The 15,174-nt window shown below is 69.3% G+C and carries 15 protein-coding genes; 5 read left to right on the top strand and 10 right to left on the bottom strand.

The genetic code is table 11. The features are described 5' to 3' along the window. Positions 1-42: 42 nt before the first annotated feature. Genes GVV77_RS07315 through cofE form a run of 3 tightly spaced genes read left to right on the top strand, consistent with a single transcriptional unit; the run spans position 43 to position 2,770 of the window. Positions 43-927, top strand: coding sequence for a TIGR03620 family F420-dependent LLM class oxidoreductase (locus GVV77_RS07315; RefSeq protein WP_159617478.1), 885 nt, complete (start codon positions 43-45; stop codon positions 925-927). 53 nt (positions 928-980) lie between these two features. Next, complete coding sequence (locus GVV77_RS07310) at positions 981-1,985, top strand: TIGR03557 family F420-dependent LLM class oxidoreductase (RefSeq protein WP_159617477.1); 1,005 nt, start codon at positions 981-983, stop codon at positions 1,983-1,985. A gap of 2 nt (positions 1,986-1,987) precedes the next feature. Further along, a complete protein-coding gene (cofE, locus tag GVV77_RS07305; protein ID WP_159617476.1) occupies positions 1,988-2,770 on the top strand; it encodes a coenzyme F420-0:L-glutamate ligase in 783 nt (260 codons plus the stop codon). Between the two features lie 57 nt (positions 2,771-2,827). Here cofE and GVV77_RS07300 read toward each other — a convergent pair whose 3' ends face one another. The 5 genes from GVV77_RS07300 to GVV77_RS07280 all read right to left on the bottom strand — a co-directional run bounded on the left by GVV77_RS07300 (position 2,828) and on the right by GVV77_RS07280 (position 7,591). After that, positions 2,828-3,532: a response regulator gene (locus GVV77_RS07300; protein ID WP_159617475.1), complete on the bottom strand. Its 705-nt coding sequence runs from the start codon at positions 3,530-3,532 to the stop codon at positions 2,828-2,830. Next, the gene (locus GVV77_RS07295) at positions 3,477-4,802 is read right to left on the bottom strand and encodes a sensor histidine kinase (RefSeq protein WP_246199684.1); all 1,326 of its coding nucleotides are present in this window, start codon (positions 4,800-4,802) and stop codon (positions 3,477-3,479) included. The genes GVV77_RS07300 and GVV77_RS07295 overlap by 56 nt, the downstream gene beginning before the upstream one ends. A 34-nt stretch (positions 4,803-4,836) precedes the next feature. Next, positions 4,837-5,736, bottom strand: a complete 900-nt coding sequence (locus GVV77_RS07290; RefSeq protein ID WP_159617474.1) for an ABC transporter permease — start codon at positions 5,734-5,736, stop codon at positions 4,837-4,839. Next, a complete protein-coding gene (locus GVV77_RS07285) occupies positions 5,733-6,686 on the bottom strand; it encodes an ATP-binding cassette domain-containing protein (protein WP_159617473.1) in 954 nt (317 codons plus the stop codon). The genes GVV77_RS07290 and GVV77_RS07285 overlap by 4 nt, the downstream gene beginning before the upstream one ends. A 311-nt stretch (positions 6,687-6,997) precedes the next feature. After that, on the bottom strand, positions 6,998-7,591 hold the full coding sequence (locus GVV77_RS07280) for an LURP-one-related family protein (protein ID WP_159617472.1): 594 nt from the start codon (positions 7,589-7,591) through the stop codon (positions 6,998-7,000). A gap of 210 nt (positions 7,592-7,801) precedes the next feature. Between GVV77_RS07280 and GVV77_RS07275 the strand changes: the two genes are divergently transcribed. After that, entirely contained in the window at positions 7,802-8,143 is a 342-nt protein-coding gene (locus GVV77_RS07275; RefSeq protein WP_159617471.1) for a DUF6968 family protein, read from the top strand. A 59-nt stretch (positions 8,144-8,202) separates the two neighbouring features. Here the strand turns inward: GVV77_RS07275 and GVV77_RS07270 are convergent, their stop codons facing one another. Genes GVV77_RS07270 through GVV77_RS07260 form a run of 3 tightly spaced genes read right to left on the bottom strand, consistent with a single transcriptional unit; the run spans position 8,203 to position 12,189 of the window. Then, a complete protein-coding gene (locus GVV77_RS07270; RefSeq protein WP_159617470.1) occupies positions 8,203-10,347 on the bottom strand; it encodes an iron ABC transporter permease in 2,145 nt (714 codons plus the stop codon). 13 nt (positions 10,348-10,360) lie between these two features. After that, positions 10,361-11,335, bottom strand: a complete 975-nt coding sequence (locus GVV77_RS07265; RefSeq protein ID WP_159617469.1) for an iron-siderophore ABC transporter substrate-binding protein — start codon at positions 11,333-11,335, stop codon at positions 10,361-10,363. Continuing rightward, entirely contained in the window at positions 11,332-12,189 is an 858-nt protein-coding gene (locus GVV77_RS07260) for an ABC transporter ATP-binding protein (protein WP_159617468.1), read from the bottom strand. Before GVV77_RS07260 ends, GVV77_RS07265 begins: the two co-directional genes overlap by 4 nt. 367 nt (positions 12,190-12,556) lie before the next feature. Between GVV77_RS07260 and GVV77_RS07255 the strand changes: the two genes are divergently transcribed. After that, positions 12,557-12,847: a putative antibiotic biosynthesis monooxygenase gene (locus GVV77_RS07255; RefSeq protein ID WP_159617467.1), complete on the top strand. Its 291-nt coding sequence runs from the start codon at positions 12,557-12,559 to the stop codon at positions 12,845-12,847. 293 nt (positions 12,848-13,140) lie between these two features. On the opposite strand, the gene GVV77_RS07250 is transcribed toward GVV77_RS07255, so the two are convergent. Then, positions 13,141-13,587, bottom strand: a complete 447-nt coding sequence (locus GVV77_RS07250; RefSeq protein ID WP_159617466.1) for a VOC family protein — start codon at positions 13,585-13,587, stop codon at positions 13,141-13,143. Positions 13,588-13,966: 379 nt separating this feature from the next. Beyond that, positions 13,967-15,043 carry an alpha/beta fold hydrolase gene (locus GVV77_RS07245; protein ID WP_159617465.1) on the bottom strand — a complete coding sequence of 359 codons (1,077 nt, stop codon included), beginning with the start codon at positions 15,041-15,043 and terminating at the stop codon, positions 13,967-13,969. Positions 15,044-15,174: the final 131 nt, after the last annotated feature.

Raw genomic sequence — 15,174 nt, 5'->3', positions numbered from 1 at the left:
GCAGGCAGCGCGCCCGGCCACGGTCCGGACGATGGAGACCCCATGAATGATCAGAACGCCCCCGTAGCACTCGGCAGGGTCGGCATGTGGAGCATTGAGCTCAGCGGCCTTGAACCAGCAGCGGCAACCGAGGTGGCAGCCGAACTCCACTCCCAGGGTTGGGGTGCCATCTGGCTCGTCGGCGCGGGAGGCCCGGGGATGTGGAAAGCGGCGGAGCGGATGCTCAACGCCGGCAGCGAGGCGGCCGTCGCCTTCGGCGTCATGAGCATCTGGGGGGCTGACGCCGACGCCGCCCCGGCCGAGCACGAACGCCTGACTGGCAAGTTCGGGCCCCGGCTGATGAGCGGGTTCGGGGTAAGCAACTCCCACTCGGCCGCCGCCGTCGGCAAGGACTTCACCACTCCGATCAAGGAGATGAACAAGTACCTCGACCTGCTCGACGGCGCGGCCCCGGCCCTTCCGCGATCCCAGCGCCTGCTGGGAGCCCTCGGTCCGCGCATGGTCGACCTTGCCGGCCGGCGCACCGCAGGCATCCACCCCTTCCTGGTCACCGCCGAATCGAATGCAGGCTACCGGGACATCCTGGGCGCGGAGGCGTTGATCGCGCCGCACCTTGGCGTCGTACTGGAGGAGGACCCCGCACGTGCGCGCGCCATCGCCCGCCGCGGTGTGGGCATGTTCATCGGGTTCCCGGCCTACCAGGCCAACCTGCGCCGCCTCGGCTTCACCGACGCCGACCTCGTCCCGGGCGGAAGCGACCGGCTGATCGATGCGACGGTCGCCTGGGGCAGTGTGGACCGCATCGCGGACCGCATCGCCGAACACCATGCAGCAGGCGCCGATCATGTGGCCCTGCACGTGATGAACGGGCAGCCCGGGCTCCCGCTCACCGAGTGGCGCGAGCTCGCCCCCCTGGCACGCCGCTAACGCAGGCGCGCCTTCCCGGCACCCCTCCCCCCTACCGTGAAAGTGACACCGCCATGACCACCTCGTCGAACATCGGGTACGCCGCCATGCTCGAACAGTTCCACCCGACCGAGGCGGTCGCGCTGGCCGCCTACGCCGAGGAAAGAGGCTTCAGCGGGGTGATGGCGGCCGACCATTTCCAGCCCTGGGTGCCGGCCCAGGGGCAGTCCTCGTTCGTGTGGAACGTCCTGGCCGCCGTGGGTGAACGCACCCGCGGCGGCTTCGGGCCCGGCGTCACCACGCCCACGTTCCGATGGCACCCGGCGATGGTGGCGCAGGCGTCGGCCACCCTTGCCGCCATGTATCCGGGCAGGCACTGGCTCGGGCTGGGCTCGGGCGAGGCCCTCAACGAGCACATCGTGGGCGGGTACTGGCCGGAGGTCCCCGAACGCATCAACCGCATGTTCGAGGCGATCGACATCATCACGAAGCTGTTCACCGCGTCCCTGGCCGGCAGGGACGTCCGCCATAACGGTCAGTACTACAAGATGGAATCGACCCGGCTGTGGACCATGCCCGAGGTTCCGCCGGAGATCCACGTCGCGACGGCCGGCCCCGTGACTGCGAAGCGGGCGGGCAAACACGCCGACGGGCTGATCACCGTCGGGGCGCCGCTTGAGAAAATCGAGTCGCTGTTCGAGCGGTTCCATGCGGGGGCGGCCGAGGCGGGCAAAGACCCGGCCACCCTGAAGAAGGTTCTCCAGCTCCACCTCAGTTGGGCCGACACCGACGAGGCCGCCCTGGCCAACGCGATGACAGAGTGGCCCAACGGCGGCATGAAGTTCCCCAAGGGCGACATCCGCTCGCCCTTCGAACTCGAGCAGATGGCCAAACTGGTCCGGCCCGAGGACTTCGAGGGGCGCATGGTGATCTCGGCGGATCCCGACGTCCACCGCGCGCAGATCCAGCGGTTCGTGGACCTCGGCTTCGACACCATCTACCTCCACAATGTCGGCCGCAACCAGCGGGAGTGGATCGACGAGTTCTCCCGCAGCGTCCTTCCAGCCCTGAGGTGGTGAGCATGGATCAGCTGCGGGCCTTCGCGCTCCAAGGCATCGGGGAGATCACCGAAGGTGCGGACCTGGCGGAGGTGATCCGGCAGGTGTCGGCCGGGACGCTGCGGAACGGTGACATCCTGGTGGTGTCGTCGAAGATCTTCTCGAAAGCCGAGGGCCGCCTGGTGCGGGCCGAGGACCGGGAGGAGGCAATCACCCGGGAAACCGTGAGGGTCGTCGCCACCAGAACCCACCCCGGCGGTGTGACGCGCATTGTGGAAAACCGCAACGGGATCATCGCGGCGGCGGCGGGAGTCGATACGAGCAATACAGCGCCGGGCACCGTCCTGCTGCTGCCCGTCGACCCGGATGCCTCCGCGCGGCGGCTGTGCCGCAGCCTTAGGGAGTCCACCGGGCTGCGGCTCGGCGTCATCATGGCCGATACGCTCGGCCGGCCCTGGCGGCAGGGCCAGACGGACGCGGCGATCGGGGCGGCAGGGGTGCAGGTGTTTGAGGATCTCCGCGGGACCCGCGACCGGGCAGGCCACCTGCTCAAGGCATCGGTTCCGGCGGTCGGCGACGAAATAGCCGCCGCGGCCGACCTGGTCAAGGGAAAGGCCGAAGGGGTTCCCGTCGCCGTCGTCCGCGGACTTTCGCGCTTCGTCGTCGACGACGCCGACCTGGACTCCACCCATGGCGCAGCGAGTCTGGTGCGGCCGGCGGCAGAGGACATGTTCAGGCAGGGCTCCGAGGAAGCCTATGCGGCCGGATACGCCGCCGGGCTGGCGGCCCGTCCCGCCGGAGACTGAGCGGGCGCCCCACCGGGGCGGCTCGGCGGAGTTCAGTGCAGTAACCGCGGTAGCCGCTCAGTGTGCCGGGCCGGGCACCACGATGCCGTTCTCGTACGCATACACCACCGCCTGCACCCGGTCCCGCAGGCCGAGCTTCATCAGGATGCGCCGCACGTGGGTCTTCACCGTCGCCTCCGAGAGGAAGAACCGTTTCGCCAGCTCCGCGTTCGACAAACCCTCCGCCACCGCCTCCAGGACCTCCCGTTCCCGCGGGGTCAGGTCGGCCAGCCGCTTATCCGGCACCGCTGGAGCCGCCTGCGCCGGCTGCAGCGACCTCACATAGGTTTCCAGCAGCCGCTGGGTGACCCGCGGCGCGACGACCGCGTCACCGCTGGCCACCACGCGCACCGCCGAGACCAGGTCCGACGGCGCCACATCCTTGAGCAGGAAGGCCGACGCTCCGGCCTGCAGCCCGGCGAACGCATACTCATCAAGGTCGAAGGTGGTCAGGATGATGATGCGCGATGCCGCCCCGGACGCGGTGATCCGCCGGGTGGCCTCGATCCCATCCCCCAGCGGCATCCGCACATCCATCAGGATGACGTCGGGAACCAGCCGGCCCGCAAGGCGGACCGCCTCCTCCCCCGTGCCGGCCTCCCCCACCACCTCGAGATCCGGCTCGCCCTCAAGGATCAGCCGGAAACCCATCCGCAGCAGCGGCTGGTCATCGGCGAGCAGGACCCGAATGGGCTCGCCCGGCGTCGTGGGGTTCGTCGTCATTGTTCCCTTTCCTCTCTTGGTGTCCCGCCCCGTCGCCGGCGTCGGGAACAATCAGCTGTGCTTCCACGACCCAGCCGCCCGAGGGCCTCGCGCCGCTTTCGGCGGTGCCCCCGTAAATCGCCGCCCGCTCCCGCATGCCGGCGATGCCCCGGCTGGAGCCAAGGGATACCACAGGGTCCATGGCGCCCCGGCCGTCGTCGGAGATCCGCAGAGCCACCCGGTCCCCGGCTCTTGCAATGGAGACATCCACCGCCGTGACGCTCTTGCCGTAACGCAGGACATTGGTCAGTGACTCCTGGATGATCCGGTACACGGTGAGCTGGAACGCCGGATCATCAGGCAGCCCCGGTCCACTGCTCGTCACGCGCAGCGGCAGGCCCGCAGCACGGAAGCCGTCGAACAGCTGAGCCAGCGAGCCCGACGCAGGCAACGGCTCAAGGGAACCGGCCTGTGCCTCAAGGCGGAGGACGCCCAGGACACGGCGCATGTCGGCGGTTGCGGCACGGCCCGTGCTGGAGAGCTCACCGAGGACGGCCAGCGCACGGTCTGGGTCGCGCTTCATGACGACGGCGGCACCGTCCGAGAGCGCCACCATGACCGTCAGGGAGTGCGCAATCACGTCGTGCATTTCCCTTGCGATGCGGTTCCGCTCCTCCGCCGAGGCCAGTTCCGCGTTGCGGGCGGCCCACCGGCGTACCTCCTCCTCGTGCTCGCGGTCGCGGCGGACCGCAGCCCCGATGCCGACGGCAATGGCCAGGAACAGTATCAGGAACCCGCTGGACAGGAAGATGACAGCGGGCGCTTCCTCGAACCTCTCGCTGGGCCCGAGGAGGATTGCTCCTATCGCAGTGACGGTCGCACCGACCGCTGCCGCGAGGGTTTTCCCCAGCGGATAGGCCGCGGCCACCGTGTACAGGGCGGCCAGGACGGCGGAGCTGATGCTGACGGTCCCCCCGGCGAGGAGGGTCACCGGGGGATCGAGCAGCGCCACCACGGTGAGGACGGTCAGGGGACGGTCCCGGCGGACCGCGAGCGCCCCGGCCGCCAGGAGGACGCCCGTCAGGCCCAGCCAGTTGCCGGCGGACGCCGTCAGGACGATGGCGTCGGGGAGGGCGATCACAAGGTAGGCCAGGACGACGACGGCGTCCATGATCCGGGGGTGTCGGCGGAAGTACCTCCGGAGGGGACCGCGCCTGCGGGTGTTGAGCTCGGTGAGGGAACCTGCCGCCGTTCCTTCGATGGGTTCCCCCACCGAGGAGGTGCCGCTCATGGTTTTCGGTCCATGGGGCGAGTGTAGGGGGTGATCAGACGTCCCGCTTCTTGGTGACGACCAGGGATGCCGCCAGGAGCAGGAGCGACCACCCGCCAAGTATCAGCGCACCCTGCCACTGGGTGAAGGCACCCTCGGCGATGGTTGTCGCGACCATCTGGTCCCCGCCCGAGCTGGGCAGGAACCGCCCGAGCTCGGCGACCCACTCAGTTCCCATACCGAAGACGGTGAAGAGGATCGGCAGGACAAGCAGGACGCCGATCGAGGTGACGACCCCGCCGGCCGTGTTGCGGATCAGCGTTCCGATGGACATGGCGAAGATGGAGACGAGGGCAAGCACCAGCCCGGTGTTCACGATGTGCAGGAGCGCACCTTCCTCACTCAAGGCATAGCCCAGGTCCGCGCTGTTCAGGATGGGCTGCGCAACGAAGTAGCCGATAAGGGCCGACCCCGCGCCGACGATGAAGGAAATTCCGGCCATGACTGACTGCTTCGCCAGCAGGGCAAGGCTCCGGCGCGGAAGCACGACCAGAGTCGAGCGGATTATTCCGGTTCCCCACTCTGATGCGACAAGCACCACGGCAAGCGAGGCCATCAGCAGCTGCCCAAAGGCGAGGCCGGACCCGGGGATGCCGAGTCCGGCGGGTGCGGCGTCGGACGGCCCCTGCATCTGCGCGGTCATCTCCGGATCGCCCTCAATGCCCAGGGACACTGTGGTCTGCCAGGCGAGCAGGGCGGCCAGGCCGATCATGACGACGGTGGTGATGAGAATCAGGATGACCGTCGAGGGCACGCTGGTGATCTTGATCCACTCGGACTTCAGTGCCCGGACGAAGGAGACGCCGGATTCGAATTCGTGCCGGGGATGCGCGCGCGGATCCGGCAGGGCGGGGGTGGGTGCGGTGGTGGGTGCGGTGGTGGCTGGCGTGGTCATGCTCGGTGTCCTTCGGTTGAAGCCGCAAGGAGACCGCTGGAGGGCAGGCTGTGCGACTGGTATTCGACTTCTTGAGAGGTGAGCTGCATATAGGCGTCCTCGAGGGACAACTGGATCGGAGTCAGTTCATAGATAAGGACGCCGTTGCGTACTGCGATTTCCGCGATACGGCGGGGCTCCACACCGGTGATTTCGAGCAGTTCGGGCTCCAGGATCTGCGAGGAGACGCCGTCGGCAGCGAGGCTGCCGAGGAGGTCCTGCGGCCGGTCCGCGCGGACCCGGACCCGGGCTACACCCTGACCGTCGATGATCGACTGGATCGGGGCGTCGGCGATGATGCGTCCGCGCCCGATCACGATGAGGTGATCGGCCGTGAGTGCCATCTCCGACATGAGGTGCGAGGAGAGGAAAACGGTGCGCCCCTCGGCGGCGAGAGACTTCGCAAGGCGGCGCACCCACTGGACGCCCTCGGGGTCCAGCCCGTTGACCGGCTCATCGAGGATGACGGTCTGCGGATCGCCGAGGAGAGCAGAGGCGATCCCCAGGCGCTGACCCATCCCGAGCGAGAATCCGCCCACGCGCTTCTTGGCGACGGGACCGAGACCTGCCAGTTCGATGACTTCCCGGACCCGGCTGTCCGGGATGGCGTGGGTCGCGGCCAGGGCGCGCAGGTGGGTGTAGGCGGAGCGCTTGGGATGGACCGCCTTGGCGTCCAGCAGGGCTCCCAGCTCGCGCAGGGGCGCCTTGTGCTTGACGTAGGGCAGCCCGTTCACGGTGGCCCGGCCCCCGCTCGGGTTGTCGAGGCCCACGATCATGCGCATGGTGGTTGACTTGCCCGCACCGTTCGGGCCAAGGAATCCCGTCACCTTGCCCGGCTGCACGGTGAACGACACGGCGTCGACGGCGGTCTTGGTGCCGTACCGCTTTGAGAGTGCCTGTGCCTCGATCATAACTGCGTCCTTCAGATAGTGAAATGCGTTCTGGAAGCCTGCTTCTGCAGGCTTTCTTCCAACCTAGGCCGGGGCCGGTGGCCGGTAACCGGCCCCAGGGATGATCCCTGGGCACGCCGTCGTACGTCTTTCGAATGACGCCGGGTGCCGTGCCAGGACGGCCGGAGTCGAGCTCCTTGCTGGGCGATGATCCGAGGACAACGTCCTTCTACCCCTCTAAGTTGCCGGCCACTTACATTATTCCCGCGGGGCCGCAACGCGCCCCCGGCTCGGCTGTCGCCGTCGCAGGGGCGTTCCCAGCCAGCGGGGGCCTACCGGGCCTGCAGTGCGTCGAGGGCGACGGCCATGGCGGCGGCAACCCGTCCATCAACCTGCCCTCCGGGGACGGTGACCAGGTAGCTGTCGCCCAGTGACCGGCGGCGTTCCGAGGTCAGGACAGGCTGACCGGCCGTGTCGAGGAAGTCGAAGTGGAACAGGAACGGGGACGGGAGGAAGTCGGCGATCGGCGTCAGGTCCCACAGCCGCCTGGCCACCGCCACACCGGCGCTGCGTTCGCTGCCCACGGCCTTCACCCCGTCAGCGTCAAGGTGCCAGGTGGAGCGCAGCAGGGACTTCCCGAAGTCTTTCCGGAAGCTGCCGATCGGCCTGCCGCCGACGTCGAGCACGTCGTAGGTGGCCCCGGCGTCGAGGCTTTGCCGTGCCCGAAACGAGAACAGAGCGGTGGTTCTCGCTTCGTCCGCGTAGAAGGTGACCTGCTCCCGAAAGGCCGCCCGCTTCTGCTGGGCGACGGCGAGCAGGGCGCCCGGCGCGCCGGCGTCGTCCGTGGCACGGATTTCGTAACGGTTCACCAGCACGGTGAGTTTCTGCACCAGGGTGAAGCGTTCGATGCGTTGCAGCGTTTCCATTGTCTTTTTTTCCTCAGGATTGCTCCGACACCGGGTGCGGTGCGGGAGGGGTGGTCGATTGACCCCTGAAGCGTAGGTGAGGACGGTATGCCGGCGCGTCAGCAGTAGGAGGGAGATTCCGGCCCGGGGGCGTCACCCTTTCGGCTGATCTTTCGGAACGGCCGGAGGCAAAGCGGGGCCTCCGGCCGGAACGCTGATAGGACTGGGTGTATGACTGACACGGGATCCCCTTACGCCTTCGACCCTTCAAGCGTCATCGCGTCGCGGTCCCTGCGGACGGCCGACGGCGGCGGCGTCACCGTGCGCCTCTGTGCGCCCCAGCGGATGCCGGATGCCCCCGGGGACTGGTACTGCGCTTTCCGGATCGAGGGGTTGGGAGCGGAGAAGCCTGACGGCTACGCGCTGGGCATCGATGCGGTCCAGGCACTGCTGCTGGCCACGGTCAGGATCGGCGACCGGCTGGCGCTGACCGCACAGCCGCTCACCTTCCTCGGAGGATCGGAGCTCCGATTCCCCCGGACGACGGAGCACGGCACCGAGCTGATCCTGTAGCGGGGCCGATTCCGGAGGAGCTCGGCCCTGCAAGGGCGGCGCGCCGCCTGTCCGGGCTTCTAGGCGCTCCGGTCAACGCGCGAGCGCCACAGCAGGTAGACGAAGTACGGGGCGCCCACCAGCGCGGTCATGATCCCCGCAGGGATCTGCGCCGGAGCGATGACCGTCCGGCCCACCGCGTCCGCCAGGACCACCGTGCAGGCTCCGATGAGCGCCGCCACGGGGAGCACCCGCACGTGCCGCGCCCCCACCAGGCTGCGGGCGGCATGCGGTGCGACCAGGCCCACGAAGGCGATCACCCCCACCGAGGACACCGCGCCCGCCGTCAGCAGCACCGCTGCGGAGAGCGCCAGCAGCCGCGAGGCGGTCAGCCGGACGCCCAGCACCCGCGGGGAATCGTCGTCGACGGCGATCAGGTCAAGCTCGCGCCGCAGGCCGGTGAGCACGGGCAGCGTCAGCGCGAGCGCTGCCAGCGGCGGAAGGGTCGAGGCGAAGGTCCGGCCGTAGGTGGAGCCGGAGAGCCAGGTGAGGGCCTTGGTCTGGTTGTACGGGTCGGTGCTCACCAGGAGGACGGTGATGGCCGCCGCGAGCCCGGCCGACACCCCGATGCCGATCAGCACCAGGCGGTTCTGCTGCAGCCCGCCGCGGAACGCCAGCCCAAAGACGAGCAGCGCGGCAACCGCGGAGCCCAGGAGCGCCGACCCGGTGATGAGCCAGGATCCCGCCAGCGGGACGGTGGTGATGACGAGGATGGCGGCCAGCCCGCCGCCTCCGGACACCCCGAGGATGCCCGGCTCTGCCAGCGAATTCCTTGAGACCGCCTGGATCAGGGCGCCGGCGATCGCCAGTGCCGCCCCGGCGAGCACGGCCGCCGCGACGCGCGGCACCCGGGTTTCCAGCACGGCGCTGACGCGGTCGCCGGCCCGGCCGGTGAGCCAGTTGGCCAGGTCGCCGAGCAGCAGCTTCGCATCACCGAGCAGCGCTCCGGCCACCAGCAGCCCGACCAGGAGGAACACCAGGCCGCCCAGGACGGCGAGGAAGACCCTGCGGGAGCGCAGCCGGGCCAGCGCGTCCCCGGCGGCGCTCAGACCGGCATCGGACATGCGCAGCGCCAGGACCACCAGAAACACCGCACCGAAGACTGTGGTGACCGCGCCCGTCGGCACCTCCACTCCGGCCTCGGCGCCGAAGGCGCCGCGTACCACCACGTCGGCTCCGATCACCACCACCGCCCCGGCCAGTCCGGACACGGGGAGCAGCGCCCGGTGCCGGCCCAGCCCGCGGACGCGGGAGGCCAGCAGGCGCACAATGGCCGGCGCGCACAGCCCCACGAACCCGATCGGGCCGGCGATGGCCACCGCCGACGCGGAGAGCACGACGGCAAGGACGACGGCGCCCACGCGGGCCAGGCGCGGATCCGCCCCAGCCAGCCGGGAGGCGTCATCGCCCAGGCCGAGAAGATCCAGCCGGCGGGACAGAACCAAAAGCCCCACGGCGGCCGCCGCGACCACCGGAGTGAACTGGAGCAGTTCGTCGGGCCGGGACTGGGCCAGGCTGCCCTGGCCCCAGGCGTAGAGCCCGGTGGTCTCCTGGCTGAAAAGCAGCAGCAGGGCGCCGGTGGCCGAATGCAGCCCGAGTGCCAGCGCGGTGCCGGCAAGCACCAGTCGGATCGGCCCGCCGTTGCCGTTGGCGCCGCCCCCGGACAGGGAAAGGACCAGCAGGGCCGCGGCCAGACCCCCGACGAAGGCGAGGCCGCCGGAGAGCAGGGCGGGAAGGGTGATGCCGAAGGCCGCGACGGCGACGATGACGAAGTGGGCGCCCGCGTTGACCGCCAGCGTGTCCGGGGCGGCCAGGACGTTGCGGGTGGCCGACTGCAGGGCGGCTCCGGCGACCCCCAGCGCCACGCCGACCAGGGCTCCGGCCGCCAGCCGGGGGAGGCGGGAGGCGAGCAGGACCGCCGCCTCCTGGTCGGAGCCGCTGCCGGCCAGAAGCCCCAGCAGGTCGGCGGGTCCGACGTCGGCGGTGCCCTGGGTGAGGTGGATCAAGGCGAAGAGGACCAGGACCACGAGCCCGACGCCGGCAGCGGCGGCGGCCGAACCCCGGGCGCCCGGGACGGGGCGCAGGTGCGGGAGCGCGGGCGCGCCCGCCACTGCCACCGGTGCGGCCGGGGCAGGCCGGGCGGCCCTCTTCGCAGTCTCGGTCATGGCGCGGCTGGCGCTACCTGGTCAGGGCCGTGGTGATGGCGTCGACGTACTGGGTCATCGAGGCCGGGCCGCCGAACATCCAGATGCCGTCGTTGAGGCGGTGTACCTGACCGGACTTCACGAACGGCAGGGACTTCCACACGGCGTTGTCGGCGAGTTCCTCGGTGAAGTCACCGTCGACGCTGTTGGTGATGTAGACGAAGGCGTCGGCGTCGAGGGTGGTGAGGCCCTCGACGTCGGTGGAGGCCAGGCCGTAGGCCGGGTCGCCTTCCTGCGTCCACGGGGTGGCCAGCCCGAGTTCGGTGTTGATGTCGGTCAGCAGCGAGCCTTCGGCGAACGGGCGGATTGACACCGTTCCGTCGGCGACCCAGCCGTCGGCGAAGGCGACCTTGGATCCGGCCAGCCCTGCCTCCTCGAGGGTGGCCTTGCCTTCGGCGACCGCGGCGTCGAACGTTTCGATGGCGTCCTCGGCCTTGGCCTCGGTGCCGGTTGCTTCGGCGACGAGCTTGAGGTTGTCCTTGGCCTGGTCGATCTGCCGGCCGGCGTCGGCCGATTTCACGACGACGACGGGGGCCAGATCCTCAAGCTGCGTGATGACGGTTTCGGCCAGGTCGGTGGTCGCGACGATCAGGTCCGGATCCAGCGAGGCGATGGTGTCCAGGCTTGGCTCGCCGCGGGTGCCGATGTCCGTGGCGGTGTCGTCAAGCTTGCCGGCCTGGACCCAGTCCGTGTACCCCTTGATGTCGGCGGCGCCGACGGGCATGACGCCGAGGGTCGTGAGGTTCTCGACGACATTCCATTCGGTGCCGACGACCCTGGTCGCCGGAGCATCGAGCTCCACGTCGACGCCGCGGGCGTCGGTTACGGTGACGGGTTTTCCGCCCCCCGAGCCGTTCGAGGCCGCTCCTGCGGCGTCTTCGGTGGTGCCGCAGCCGGTGAGCAGCAGCGCTGCGGCGGCCGTGGCGGCCAAGGCCTTGGAGATCTTCATGGATGGATTGACCTTTCGCTTGGGGAGTTCTGTCTCTCGCTGTGCCGGCCGACGGCGCGCGTGCGCAGCCGGCCGGTCAGGGGGTCGGTGTGCGTGACGATGGGAATTGAGTAGACGTCGCTGAGCAGGTCCGCGTCGAGCGCTTCGGAGGCGGGCCCGGCGGCGGCGATCCGGCCGTCGGAGAGCACTACGACGTGATCCGCGAGTGCGGCCGCCTCGTCGAGGTCGTGAAGCACCACCCCGATCGCTACGCCGTGCACGCGGGCAAGGTCGTGGAGCAAATCGAAGATCTCCACCTTGTAGCGCAGGTCCAGGTGGTTGGTCGGCTCGTCAAGGAGCAGCACCGAGGTGTCCTGGGCCAGGCAACCCGCGAGCCAGACGCGCTGCAGCTGCCCGCCGGAGAGTTCGTGCACACCCCGGCCGGCCAGGGCCGTGATACCTGTCAAATCCATGGCGCGCTCCACGGCCGAGGCCCCTTCGGGGTCGGCGGCGCGCCATCGGCCGCGGTACGGATGGCGCCCGAACTCGACGACGTCCCGCACGCTCAGCCCGTGGGGTACCGGGCGGCTCTGGGACAGCAACGTCACGTGCCGGGCGAAGTCGCTGCGCTTCATCATCAGCGCATCGGCCGCCGGGCCGTCCGAGGGCGTCACGGTGATCGCCCCCGAGGACGCCGGGTGCAGCCGGGCCAGTGCCCGCAGCAGGGTCGACTTGCCGCTGCCGTTGGGGCCGACGAGGGCAAGGATCCGGCCGGGCTTGAGGGTCAGCACTGCTTCGTGAACCACGTCCCGGTCCCCGTAGCGCAGCGTGAGGTCATGGGCTTCGAGGCCCGAGAGTTCCCTTCGTTCGATCACAAAAGCACATTAGCTTAGCCTTACCTAAACCCTATAACCGGCGGTTTCCTCGGGGTTGGCACGGCCGGCGTTCTCGAGGCAGTGGATGAGGGCCTGCGGGTGGGAGTTTCCCTGGCCGGGTAGTGCGCGCTGGGTGGGCGCGGTGCACGGAATAAGCGCGGCCTTTCGCCGCGTTGAATCGGCAACAGACCAACAAAGAGTCGCGGCCGTGGCAGCGCACCGCAGAACTTTTCGGCAGCGGCAAGCTGCGGGCGCCCATCCCAGCAACACCCCGCCCCTCCAAGGACCACCCCCACCTCGACAGGGATACCCCGGGGCCCGTTCCGTTTCACTTCTTCACCACCAAGAGGTCTCCCTAGGAGAAACAATGTCCACCTCCATCTCGTCCACCGCCCCGGCATCCACGGGCACCCTGCGCCGCCCCGCACCTCCGAACACCCACCAGATGGCGCTGATCATCTGGCTGTCGGTGTTCCCGACGCTGACCATCATCAACCTCGCCTTCGGCCAGTGGCTTGAGCCGCTGCACCCGGTCCTGCGCACCCTGGTCCTCGCCACGGTCGCCGTCCCCATCGTCATCTACGGCCTCGCACCCCAGCTGCTGCGCCTCCGCGCCCACATCCTCACCCGTTTCCTGAACCGCAGGTCGCGCCGCTGAGCAAAGCCCTGGCGGGCTGCTGACGCCGGACCAGACACCGGCCTCGGCTGGTCCACCTCAACCGGGACCCGTGCGAATCGCACGGGTCCCGTTTGTCATGCTGTGAAGATCTCCGGGTCAGGTGCGCCGGGGTGGTGTGCCGTCGATGTTCCGGTTCGGCAGGCCGGGCCCGTGGTGAAGACAGGGACCGGCCGGAAGTAAGGGAGCCCACCCCCGGGAGGGTGATGGGCGTCCTTGGTTCACCGGGGCCTGATGGCGGTGCCGCCCCCGGCCCCGGCATGGCCGGCGATGGGTCAGACGCGGCCGGGGAAGCGGGTGGTGATTTCCTGGAGGATGAACTCGTTGCCATCTGGGTCGTGAAAGATGGCGAAGGAGAAGTAGCTGGCGCGCTCCGGAGCCAGGCCCGGGACGCGCCCCTCGGTCTTGGGTGTGGGGATGCCGCCGTCCGCCTCGTGGAAGACCTCGGTGATCTCGATGCCGCGGGAGGCGATATCGGCGCGGGCCGCCTCGACGTCGTCGACGACCAGGTAGGTGCCGCGGGTCGAGCCCGGGGCGGCGTCGGTAAGGCCGTTGCTGATGATAAGGGAGGCGTGCGATCCGGTCGGGGTGTAGTGCACGGCCCGGAAGCCCCCCTCGCCCTTGAGATCGACGTCGAGCCGCCAATCGAGCTTGTCGTAGAACGCTTTGGCGCGCTCCACGTCGGCGACGGGCAGGATGATGAGTTCGAGCTTGTAGTCCATGATTCGGTTCCTTAGCTATTCCCGGGCCCGCCAGGAACATGGTGGACGGACCCCGAACTTCTGACAGTTCAACTGGATTGGCTGGGTACGGACACACGCCGGGAAGGCTGTAGGCGCACACTCCCGCTTCACCGCTTCACCGCTTCACCGGCGCGGAATACCGACCGGGAACGGGGCGTCGCGGCCGCAGATACCCACGCCGCCGGCATTGCGCTGCCGGATCACACCGCACGCGTGGCATCCTATCGACTGCCTATGGACGCCGACCAGAAACTCTCCTTTTGTTACCAGGGCCGTGTTGCCAGTGCCGTCGCGGACGCAGCGAAGCCCACCACCGGGACGGTGGCGGGCTTCGCTGGGCGGGCTGTTGAGGTGGACTTTACTGGGTGTCTGCCGCTAGGAAGGGGCGCAGCACGTTGACCAGCTCCTCAGGCGCCTGTTCGGCGAGCCAGTGGCCGGCGCCGGGGATGACGGCGGTCTGCACCTGGGGGGCAGCGGCCTTGATCCCGGCCGCGGCGGCCGGTCCCCAGCTTTTTTGGCCGCCGATGCCGATCACGGGGATGGTCAGCGGGGTCTTGGCGCGTTCGGCGTTCTGCGCAACCAGGGTGTCCCACTCCCGGTAGAGCTCGAAGCTGGCGCGGAGGCTGTCCTTGTCGCGGTTGTACTGCTTGACGTAGTACTTGATCGCCTGCTCCGACGGAGTGAACCCGCCGCCCTGGATCCGGTATTCGTAACGGTAGAACTCATCGGCACTGTTCCGGACCAGGTTCACGATCAGCTCATCGTCCACCCGGTTGAAGGGGATATGCCACAGCCGGTTGTTGGTCGGCTCATCGGAGAACAGCGATGGACCGCCCTTGGTAATCCCGGGAGGGCCAGGGACCTCAACGCCGGCGAAGCGGTCGACCCGGTCGCGGTGGTCCGCGGCCAGGGCGTAGCCGATGAAGTAGCCAGTGTCGTGGCCGACCACGGAGAACTTCTCATGGCCGAGTTCGGTCATCAGGGCGGCCAGGTCATCGGCCAGGGTGGCGGTGTCGTAGCCGTCGGCCGGCTTCTCGGTCAGCCCGATGCCCCGCTGGTCGACTGCGATCACGGTGTGGTCCTCGGCCAGCGGCCCCATCACCGAACGCCACGCGTAGGAATCCTCCGGCCAACCGTGCACCAGCAGAACCGCCGGGCCTTCCCCGCCGACCACCGCGTGCTGGCGGATGCCGTTGGCCTCGACGAAGCGGCTCTCGAAGGTGTCACTGAAGCCCGCCGGCAGTTCGTGCCCTTTGGTCACCCAGCTTTCCGGTCCCGCCTTGGGCTCGGAGGCTCCGGCGGAGACAGTGCCGACCACCAGCGCTGCGGCGGCCGCCGCGGCGGCACCAATCCAGCGACGCCGCGTGCGTCCGGCGGGACGTACGGACGCGGTAGTGGGATGCGTCGAAGCTGCATCAGAAGGAAGGTTGGGCATGGAGGTCCCCTTTCATGAAACTCACCGAGGGTAATTGATGGTTGCCGTCACCAAAGGCCTGCTTCCGTGCCGGTAGAACTGCGCACAGATGACGCGGGCCCGAAGGTGAATTCGGGTCCGCGGCATAGGCC

Source organism: Arthrobacter zhaoguopingii (assembly GCF_009828605.1).
Lineage (GTDB): Bacteria > Actinomycetota > Actinomycetes > Actinomycetales > Micrococcaceae > Arthrobacter_D > Arthrobacter_D zhaoguopingii.
This window is presented reverse-complemented; position numbering and strand designations above follow the sequence as displayed.

Coding starts and splice junctions, on each gene's coding strand:
- cofE (WP_159617476.1), top strand. CDS start 1,988: ATGGATCAGCTGCGGGCCTTCGCGCTCCAAGGCATCGGGGAGATCACC.
- GVV77_RS07310 (WP_159617477.1), top strand. CDS start 981: ATGACCACCTCGTCGAACATCGGGTACGCCGCCATGCTCGAACAGTTC.
- GVV77_RS07315 (WP_159617478.1), top strand. CDS start 43: ATGAATGATCAGAACGCCCCCGTAGCACTCGGCAGGGTCGGCATGTGG.
- GVV77_RS07245 (WP_159617465.1), bottom strand. CDS start 15,043: ATGCCCAACCTTCCTTCTGATGCAGCTTCGACGCATCCCACTACCGCG.
- GVV77_RS07300 (WP_159617475.1), bottom strand. CDS start 3,532: ATGACGACGAACCCCACGACGCCGGGCGAGCCCATTCGGGTCCTGCTC.
- GVV77_RS07270 (WP_159617470.1), bottom strand. CDS start 10,347: ATGACCGAGACTGCGAAGAGGGCCGCCCGGCCTGCCCCGGCCGCACCG.
- GVV77_RS07285 (WP_159617473.1), bottom strand. CDS start 6,686: ATGATCGAGGCACAGGCACTCTCAAAGCGGTACGGCACCAAGACCGCC.
- GVV77_RS07250 (WP_159617466.1), bottom strand. CDS start 13,587: ATGGACTACAAGCTCGAACTCATCATCCTGCCCGTCGCCGACGTGGAG.
- GVV77_RS07275 (WP_159617471.1), top strand. CDS start 7,802: ATGACTGACACGGGATCCCCTTACGCCTTCGACCCTTCAAGCGTCATC.
- GVV77_RS07265 (WP_159617469.1), bottom strand. CDS start 11,335: ATGAAGATCTCCAAGGCCTTGGCCGCCACGGCCGCCGCAGCGCTGCTG.
- GVV77_RS07280 (WP_159617472.1), bottom strand. CDS start 7,591: ATGGAAACGCTGCAACGCATCGAACGCTTCACCCTGGTGCAGAAACTC.
- GVV77_RS07255 (WP_159617467.1), top strand. CDS start 12,557: ATGTCCACCTCCATCTCGTCCACCGCCCCGGCATCCACGGGCACCCTG.
- GVV77_RS07295 (WP_246199684.1), bottom strand. CDS start 4,802: ATGAGCGGCACCTCCTCGGTGGGGGAACCCATCGAAGGAACGGCGGCA.
- GVV77_RS07290 (WP_159617474.1), bottom strand. CDS start 5,736: ATGACCACGCCAGCCACCACCGCACCCACCACCGCACCCACCCCCGCC.